The organism is Streptomyces sp. 2A115 (assembly GCF_052245575.1).
Taxonomy (GTDB): domain Bacteria; phylum Actinomycetota; class Actinomycetes; order Streptomycetales; family Streptomycetaceae; genus Streptomyces.
Map to the genome: position 1 here is coordinate 1 of NZ_JBQQCG010000210.1, position 1,745 is coordinate 1,745.

Consider the following 1,745-nt stretch of genomic DNA (forward strand, 5'->3'; position numbering starts at 1 on the left):
GCTTGGCGGTGGTCTCGGCCGCGTCGATGTTGACGTCACCGACCACGACCGCCGCGCCCTCGGCCGCGAGCCGCTCGGCGGTGGCCGCGCCGATCCCGGACGCACCTCCGGCGACGACGATGCGCTTTCCGTTGAGTCCCTTCATTGCACTACTCCTTAGTCTTTTCCGGCGCTGCAGCGGTCGTCGGCTGTCCACGCCTCGTGGGGGATGTGCGGGTCTGATGTCGACCTGTGATCTCAAACTAGGGGCGGTCTTCCGCGCTCTCAGCCCCCTGCGGGCGGAACCCGGCGGGGCCGATTGGTCCTGCGGTACTAAGGGCCGCCTCCTCGCTCGCACTGCATCGTGCTCGGAGTGCATTCCTGGAGGCGTGACGTCGCCCGTCGGCGACACCCGCCACAGCTCGGGGAGGTGGCGCCCGGTCAGCGGCAGCCACGATGGCTGGTCGCAAGAGCGAGGAGCGGCCGTCACGCTCCTGCGCGGGTCACGGCGTTTCGCGTGAGAAGGCCGCGACGATGGTGCGGGCCAGCTCGTCACCGACCGCGGCGCTGCCGAGCCGCTGCTCGTCGAGCTGGTCGAGTGCGGCGACGACGAGCCCGCCGTAGGCCGCGACCAGCCACTCGGGCGACAAGTTGCCGCGCAGCTCGCCGGCCTGCTGGCGGTCGGCGACGTACTTCTTGAACTCGACGGTGTTGGTCAGGTTCTGCCGTCTGTCGCTGGAGGCGATCAGGAACCGGTAGCGGTCACCGAAGGCCATGATGTCGCCGCTCAGTCGCAGCAGTACGTCGAGGGCGGGGCCGCTCTCGCGCAGGCGCCGCGCCATCAACTCGTCCACCTCGGCGACGACATGGGCGTGGATCGCCTCGACGAGTTGCTCGCGGGTGGCGAACCACCGGTACATCGTGGCCCGCCCGATGCCGGAGGCGGAGGCGATCTCCGTCATGCTCGCGCCGGGGTTCTCGGCGAGTGCGGTAGCCGCCGCCGACAGCACGTAGCGCCGCGCCTGCGCGCGAGGGCCGGGCATGTCGTCGGTGTGAGGCAAGCGGGGCATAGGCATCAATCCTACGGTGAGGGGGCGAGCCGGAGCGGCCGACCTGGGCTTGCCGACGACCTGGGCATGTCGTTGATCGGACTGCCCGGACCGTACGAGGACGCGGCAGGCGTGGCTGGGGAAGCCGACCTCGCTGGGAGGGGGCATACCGTGCGCTCTCATTCACGGAGCAGTCCGCCGCCGTTGACCGACCAGACCTGCCCGTTGATCCACTCGCCGTCGCCGGAGAGGAGGAAGGCCACTGTGCCGGCCAGGTCTTCCGGCTTGCCGAAGCGGGTGCTGGGCATGGCCTGCCGCGCCATGGCCATGGTCTCCGCGTTCTGGGACACCTTCTGCGCGGATTCGGTCACGACGAGTCCCGGTGACACGGAGTTGCAGCGGATGCCCTGCTTACCCCAGCGGGAGGCGATGTGCCGGGTGAGCCGATCAGGTTCACTTCGAGGGTGCGCCGCCATACGGCCAGGTCCGTGGCAAGCAGGTCACCGTCGCGCCTCAGCGTCTCCATGGACAGGTCGGCGGCGACGTTGTAGAGGCCGTCGACTCCGCCGAGCTGGCTGACGGCGGTGCCGACGAGGGCACGTACCGAACGCTCGTCGCCGAGGTCGAACTCGACGGCGAGAGCGGTCGCGCCGGTATCGGTGAGGCGCTTGGCGGTGGTCTCGGCCGCGTCGATGTTGACGTCACCGACCACGACCG

Annotated in this window: 1 protein-coding gene and 1 pseudogene; both read right to left on the reverse strand. The window is 69.9% G+C overall.

The window, feature by feature from the left end:
* Positions 1–482: 482 nt before the first annotated feature.
* Positions 483–1,049, reverse strand: a complete 567-nt coding sequence (locus tag ACTWQR_RS55610; RefSeq protein WP_443234994.1) for a TetR/AcrR family transcriptional regulator — start codon at positions 1,047–1,049, stop codon at positions 483–485.
* Between the two features lie 158 nt (positions 1,050–1,207).
* Positions 1,208–1,740: pseudogene (locus tag ACTWQR_RS55615) on the reverse strand (SDR family NAD(P)-dependent oxidoreductase).
* Between the last annotated feature and the right edge of the window lie 5 nt (positions 1,741–1,745).